General features: G+C 69.8%; 3 protein-coding genes and 1 pseudogene. 1 reads left to right on the top strand and 3 read right to left on the bottom strand.

What is annotated here, in order from left to right; all coding sequences use genetic code 11:
- Positions 1–312 precede the first annotated feature (312 nt).
- The 3 genes and pseudogenes from ACFWAR_RS39295 to ACFWAR_RS39285 all read right to left on the bottom strand — a co-directional run bounded on the left by ACFWAR_RS39295 (position 313) and on the right by ACFWAR_RS39285 (position 2,346).
- Positions 313–966 (bottom strand): maleylpyruvate isomerase N-terminal domain-containing protein, encoded by a 654-nt coding sequence (locus ACFWAR_RS39295; protein ID WP_385788506.1) that lies wholly within the window; start codon positions 964–966, stop codon positions 313–315.
- Positions 967–1,571: 605 nt separating this feature from the next.
- A pseudogene (locus ACFWAR_RS39290) lies at positions 1,572–1,739 on the bottom strand (IS5/IS1182 family transposase); the annotation flags it as partial.
- A gap of 112 nt (positions 1,740–1,851) precedes the next feature.
- The gene (locus ACFWAR_RS39285; protein WP_385788503.1) at positions 1,852–2,346 is read right to left on the bottom strand and encodes a DUF5958 family protein; all 495 of its coding nucleotides are present in this window, start codon (positions 2,344–2,346) and stop codon (positions 1,852–1,854) included.
- Positions 2,347–2,398: 52 nt separating this feature from the next.
- Here ACFWAR_RS39285 and ACFWAR_RS39280 point away from each other — a divergent pair, with 52 nt between their 5' ends.
- The gene (locus ACFWAR_RS39280; RefSeq protein WP_385788500.1) at positions 2,399–2,752 is read left to right on the top strand and encodes a hypothetical protein; all 354 of its coding nucleotides are present in this window, start codon (positions 2,399–2,401) and stop codon (positions 2,750–2,752) included.
- Positions 2,753–2,851: the final 99 nt, after the last annotated feature.

The raw sequence follows: 2,851 nt of genomic DNA, 5'->3' as shown, positions 1-2,851 counted from the left end.
TCGTTTCCGACTCTATCAGACTCTTTCGTGTCCGATTCCCGGTCGAAGCGGGTTTCGCTTTCCAGTTCCTCGCTTTCGCGTTTCCCTTTCCGGCGAGTCCGACTCTATCAGAAGTTTCGGACCGGTTCTCCCGGCGTTCACAACTGAAAAAGAGCGGAGTACACCCCTGATGGAATTCAATTCCATGGGAGGGGGTGGTCAGACTCTAAACCATCGCTGCCGAACTTGTCCAGTTCGAGGCAACCGTTCGACTCTACCCAGCCACCGCTCCTCTGTCAACGCCCCCGCGTACGCCGGCGGCCGGGCCCGGTGTCAGCCCAGTACGAAGGGGAGCCGGCCCGCCAGTTCCCCCAGCTCAGCGGCTTGCGCAGCGGTCGGGACCCGGCGCCCGGTGCCGATCAGCAGAGCTGCCCCGTCGGAGAACGAGGGCGGGAACGGCTCGCCCACGATCGCCTCCAGCAGCTCGCGCGAGCGTGCGAGGCCCTCCTGCGGCGGCTGGACGGCGTCCGGGAGGTGGGCGACCAGATCGAGGTGGTGCAGGGTCCACTCCAGTACATACGCACGGAGGTACTCGCCCGCGGTGAGGACCTCGTCCTTGGTACCCACGCACATCGCACGGTCGGCCAGGTCCGCCGCGCGGCCGGCGGCGGACCCCACGTCGTCGAGGTGGAACTTGAGCAGCCACGGCTCCCCGTACGCGGCGGCGAGCCGGACGACCAGCGCGTCGAGCGGGTCCTGCCCCGTCGGGGCCTCGACGAGGTCCCAGTACGTCACCGCGTCCCGGGTCGGTTCCGCGTCGACGGGGGTGACCAGCGTGATCAGCACGTCCTGGGCGTCGATGACCAGATGGCACACCAGGTCCCGCACGAGCCACCCCGCACACCCGGAAGGCCGCGCGAAGTCCCCGTCCCCCAACTCGGCAACCGCCGCCAGCAACGCCGCCCAAGACCGCGAGAAGTCGTCCACGCCCGCAACCTAACAGCGCCCCACCCACAGGGCGCGCCCCCTTCACCCGGCTCCGCACCTTTCGGCAAGGGCAGTGCCGCGATTGTGGACGGCAACCACGCACGCACTCCCCTCATCGACACCGGTGAGCCCCACGGCGCTGCCCACATGCCGAACGGCGATACCGAGAAGCTCGCGCAGCAACCTGCGCACCTGGCCCCCGTCGCCGCGGGCCGGTGCCTGCCCCGGGGCGCCAGCGGGCACAGCAAGCGAGGCCCGCCAGGTGGCGGGCCGTCCCTCCAACCACGGACCGCCTGGTCCACCAACCGCAGCGACAGCTCCAACCCGCTGGCCGAACTCCCCCGTACACCGCCGCAGAGCCTCGAGGGTGTGCGTCCCCGAAGGGGGCATCCACCTTCTTGTGCAGCACGGAGAAGCCTCCTCCACGATGGCCGTGCCAGCCGCGTAGGCCGGATCCCACCCCTCGTCGCGGATCGCGAACTCCTGCAGAATGGGCGCGAGTTCAGAACCTCCGCAGCCACCCGTCGAGCACACAGGGCGGCTCGGCCGTCAGTACCGCCCGCGCCGCCCCTGCGCTTGCGGTTGGCTGCCTGGTCGGCCGGTTACGGGACCACCGCCTGGATCCCGCGACGCCGCAGGTGAATGCGGCGCGACGAGTAGGCATCGTCGGCCAGGACGACATCCCTTGGTGTTCGCGGTCTGCCGACCGGCCTGGGCACCCGGATCCGTGCCATGAGCGACTCGAAGGCGGGTGCATCACCCCAAACTCCCGCCGCATCAGCCTGGGCCGGTAGGGCGCGAACACGCTCGCCGAGGTGCACTCGTCGGTGATGCCTCCACCGCCTAGCCGCCTCGGCGAACAGTGCGGTCCTCGCCCGCTGGGCGTCAGTCGGCGAGACGCGGCAAGTTGTGCCAGGCGTGTCCGCAAGTGCCCTTGCAGTACGTCTGCCTGCGGCGGGTGTCGGCGACGGAGAACACCGAGACGAGGACACGGAACGCTTGGACGTGTTCGTCGGCCGGGAGAGCTGCAAACCCGTAGCGGGGTGGGTCCATGGAGATCATCACCGAAGGGTTGGCCGTGGGTTTCACGCCGGACCGGGCGACTCCTTCGCGCCCGTCCGCCGCCGTGATGTGGGCCTGCATCGCGTAGCCGGCGACCTCGTGCAGCACAGCCTGCCGTCCTACCGCGGGGAGGGCGGAGAACCAGGACGTCCCCTCGTCCAACGTGCGGCGCTCCTGGGCGACTTCGTTGACCACTCGCTCGGCTTCACGCCGAAGCGCTGGCCCATCCTCGCTGCTGGTCCCCAACATCTTCCGATCGTTGCACAGCGCCTCGCTCGAGAACGAGCCTGAGGCGGGCGGGCAGTAGCGACCCTTCACGCCGACCAGGTTCGCACTGGGGCGCGTGGGCCGCGGGTGCGAGGCTGGGGTTATGGATGTGGGGGCCCTCGAGGCGGATGACTACGAGTCGGTGCACCGCGCCAGCCGGGATCTGGCGGCGCGGTACGGGATGTTGACGCTCAACACCGCGCTGGAGGCGTGGGAGGCGTGGGTGCAGGAGGCTGAGGAGGGGTTCGACGCCGAAGTCGTCTGGGAGTACGAGGACGGGCTGCGCTGCCGGCGCTGGCTCGCCGCGGCCTGGCCCGTGCTCACCGAGCGCGTCCGGGCCGCACGGCAAGCGGAGCTGGACGCGCTGGACACCCGGTTCCGGCGGGCCACCGTGCCCCGGCCCGGCCAGGCCGACGACGTGCCGTGGCACTCCCGGCAGCCGCGGCTCATCGAATGAAATGGGTCCGGAACGCAGAAAAGCCCCGCACCATAAGGTGCGGGGCTTTCCCACAATGATTGTTCGGCGGCGTCCTACTCTCCCACAGGGTCCCCCCTG

The sequence above is a fragment of the Streptomyces sp. NPDC059917 genome, from assembly GCF_042730635.1.
Classification (GTDB): Bacteria; Actinomycetota; Actinomycetes; order Streptomycetales; family Streptomycetaceae; genus Streptomyces.
The sequence above is the reverse complement of the archived record's forward strand: the minus strand, read 5'-3'. Positions and strand labels throughout refer to the sequence as shown.